A 3153-nucleotide genomic window follows, 5' to 3' on the forward strand; every position below is an offset into this window, starting at 1 on the left:
TCCGGCGCGGCGCACCCGAGCGACGAGCCTGACCCGCCGCCGGTCGGTTCCTGGCCGCACGAGCTGGCCGCCGAGCTGCTGGACGGCGCGGGCGCACCGCCGCGGCGCACCTGGGCCTCGTGGGACGAGGTCGAGGACGGGGTCCCCGCTACCGACCCAGCCCGGTCCGGGAGCGGGACGACCGCGGCGGTGGCGGCTGCGGTCCAGGACCCCGCGGCGGTGGGGCTGCTCCTGCTCGCCGACGGGAGCCGCACCCGTGGCGTCCGGGCCCCGGGCGGCGACGACCCCCGCGGCGAGGTCGTCGACGGCGTGCTGCTGGCAGCCCTGCGCGAGGGGCGGGCGCCGGTCCTGCCCGGCACCGGCGCCGTCGGTACCGGAGCCGACGACGCGGGGGCCGTCGGGGCGACCGCCGGGCCGGCGGTGGCGCTGCTCGCCGGCACGGGACCGCTGGGTCCCGGCAGCGCCGAGGTGCTCTACGCGGGCGCCCCCCTCGGTGTCGGCTACCTCGTCGCGGTCCGGCGGGAGACGCCGTGAGCACCCCTGCCGCCGGCGGACAGCCGCCGGTGCTCGCCGTCGTCGGGGCGACCGCCACCGGCAAGTCCGACCTGGCGGTGGACCTCGCGCTCGAGCTGGGCGGGGAGGTCGTCAACGCCGACTCCATGCAGCTGTACGCCGGCATGGACGTCGGCACGGCCAAGATCACGCCGGCGGAGCGACGGGGGGTGCCGCACCACCTGCTCGACGTGTGGCCGGTCACCCGGGCTGCCGCCGTCGCGGAGTACCAGGGGCTCGCCCGGGCGCTGTTCGACGAGGTCCGCGGCCGCGGGCACCTGCCGGTGCTGGTCGGCGGGTCGGGGCTCTACGTCCGCGCCGCCCTGGACGACCTCCGCTTCCCCGGCACCGACCCCGCGGTCCGCGCCCGCTGGGAGGCCGAGGGGGAGCGCCTCGGGGCCGCCGCCCTGCACGCGCGGCTGCGGCAGGTGGACCCGGACGCAGCCGACCGGATCCTGCCGACCAACACCCGCCGCGTGGTCCGCGCGCTGGAGGTCGTCGAGCTCACCGGCAGGCCGTTCGCGGCGTCCATGCCGGCACCGGGGACCGCGGGGCGCGCCGTCCCCGCTGTCGTCGTCGGCCTCCGCCGCAGCCGCGACGACCTCGACCGCCGGGTCGAGGAGCGCGTGGACCGGATGTGGCAGGCCGGGTTCGTCGAGGAGGTGCGGGGCCTGCTCGACCTCGGCCTCGAGGACGGACCGACCGCCTCCAGGGCCGTGGGGTACGCCCAGGTGGTCGACCTTCTGCGCGGGCGCTGCAGCGAGGCGGACGCCCGCACCCGCACCGTCGCGGCCACCCGCCGCCTGGTCCGGAAGCAGGAGTCGTGGTTCGGCGCCGACCCGGACGTCACCTGGGTCGACGCCGGCGCACCGGGGGCCCGGGAGCGCCTGCTCGACCTCGCGCAGGCCAGACTGGACCCGTGAGCACGGACGTGGGCAGCCCCGAGCAGACCAGCACCCGGCCGGCGGGCAGCCGGTCACCGAGCACCGCCGGCCCGCTGCGGGCCGACGGCCTGCACGTGGTCAAGGCGCACGGCACCGGCAACGACTTCGTCGTGCTGCTCGACCCCGACGACACCTTCGCCCTGGACCCCGACCTGGTGGCCGCGCTGTGCGACCGCCGTCGCGGCCTCGGCGCGGACGGCGTCATCCGGGCCGTGCGCGCCGACGTCGACGGCGAGGACGGCTGGTTCATGGACCACGTCAACTCCGACGGGTCCGGCGCGCTCATGTGCGGCAACGGGGTCCGGGTGTTGGCGCACTGCCTCGTCGACGCGGGCCTCGTCGACCCGGCCGCCGGCGTCGTGCCCGTGCTGTCGCGCTCCGGGCCCCGCCCGGTCCGCCTGGTCGCCGGCGGCTACCCCGTCTACAGCGTGGACATGGGGCCGGTCCAGGTGGACCCGGCACCGGTCGCGGTGGTCGTGCGCAGCGCGGACCGCGAGCGCCGCCTGCCCGGCCTGCGCGTCGACGTCGGCAACCCGCACGTCGTCGTCGACGTCGGCCCCGGTGACGCCGTGGACGGCGTGCTCCTGCTCGAGCGGCCCTCGATCGACCCCGAGCCGGTCGACGGTGCCAACGTCGAGGTCGTCGGCCGGATCGGCACGGGGGAGACCCCCGGGACCGGCTACCTGCAGATGCGCGTCCACGAGCGGGGCGTGGGGGAGACGCTGTCCTGCGGCACGGGCGCCGTCGCCGCGGCCGCCGCGGCCAGCCTGCGCGCCTCGGTGACCCGGTGGACCGTCGACGTCCCCGGCGGCCGCCTCCGGGTCCGGCTGCGCCGCCGCGAGGACGAGGGCATCGTCGGCTCCGAGCTCGCCGGTCCCGCCGAGGTGGTCGCGCGCGCCGTCGTCGACCACGCCTGGCTGGAGCGCGCCGCGCGCTGAGGGGCGCCGGAAGCCCGGGCTCAGTCCCGGTCGACCGCCAGCACCCGGTAGCCCTTGCTGGTCGCGGCCCGCGAGACGTGCATGTCGTCGTCGAGCGTCTCCTCGAGCCAGCGCTGGAGCGAGTCCGCCCCCAGGTGCTTCTGCACGACGAGCTCCGCCCGCCCGCCGGGCGCCAGGCGGGGCAGCCACAGCAGCAGCAGCGCGTGCAGAGCCTCCTTGCCGACCCGGATCGGCGGGTTGGACCACACCGCGTCGAAGCGGAGGTCCGGGTCGACGTCCTCGGGGGCGGCGACCCGCACGCCGGTCAGGCCGTTGTCGCTGGCGTTGGCCGCGGTCAGCTCCCGCGCGCGCGGGTTGACGTCGACGGCCCACACCTCGGCGGCGGGGGAGGCGGCGGCCATCGCCAGCGCCAGCGGCCCCCAGCCGCAGCCGACGTCCAGCAGCCGGCCGCCCTCGGGCAGCTCCGCGGCGTGGCGCAGCAGCACGGCGGTGCCGGGGTCGAGCCGGTCCCCGCTGAAGACGCCCGCGGCGGTGCGGACCTCCAGCACCCGGCCCTGCAGCTCGACCCGTCGCACCTTCTCCGGCCCGCCGCCGGGGCCGGGCTGGCTGTCGAAGTAGTGGGACTGCACGCCGGTCACGGGGCGAGCGTGCCGCGCCGCCCCCCCCGCGCGCCAGCCCCCGCCCGCGCCGGCCCCCGTCCGGGTCCGCGTCCGCCCGGG

The 3153-nt window shown here is 78.5% G+C and carries 4 protein-coding genes; 3 read left to right on the top strand and 1 reads right to left on the bottom strand.

Translation table 11 applies throughout. The annotated features are described in order from the left end of the window. The 3 genes from WCS02_RS19005 to dapF all read left to right on the top strand — a co-directional run. A partial coding sequence (locus tag WCS02_RS19005; RefSeq protein ID WP_340295852.1) for a class III extradiol ring-cleavage dioxygenase family protein occupies nt 1-534 on the top strand: 534 nt, incomplete at its 5' end. Next, nucleotides 531-1475: a tRNA (adenosine(37)-N6)-dimethylallyltransferase MiaA gene (gene miaA / locus WCS02_RS19010; protein ID WP_340295853.1), complete on the top strand. Its 945-nt coding sequence runs from the start codon at nt 531-533 to the stop codon at nt 1473-1475. The genes WCS02_RS19005 and miaA, both read left to right, overlap by 4 nt. Beyond that, nucleotides 1472-2434 carry a diaminopimelate epimerase gene (gene dapF / locus WCS02_RS19015; protein ID WP_340295854.1) on the top strand — a complete coding sequence of 321 codons (963 nt, stop codon included), beginning with the start codon at nt 1472-1474 and terminating at the stop codon, nt 2432-2434. Before miaA ends, dapF begins: the two co-directional genes overlap by 4 nt. Nucleotides 2435-2454: 20 nt before the next feature. On the opposite strand, the gene WCS02_RS19020 is transcribed toward dapF, so the two are convergent. Beyond that, entirely contained in the window at nt 2455-3072 is a 618-nt protein-coding gene (locus tag WCS02_RS19020; RefSeq protein ID WP_376984176.1) for a class I SAM-dependent methyltransferase, read from the bottom strand. Between the last annotated feature and the right edge of the window lie 81 nt (nt 3073-3153).

The organism is Aquipuribacter hungaricus (genome assembly GCF_037860755.1).
GTDB classification, from domain to species: domain Bacteria; phylum Actinomycetota; class Actinomycetes; order Actinomycetales; family JBBAYJ01; genus Aquipuribacter; species Aquipuribacter hungaricus.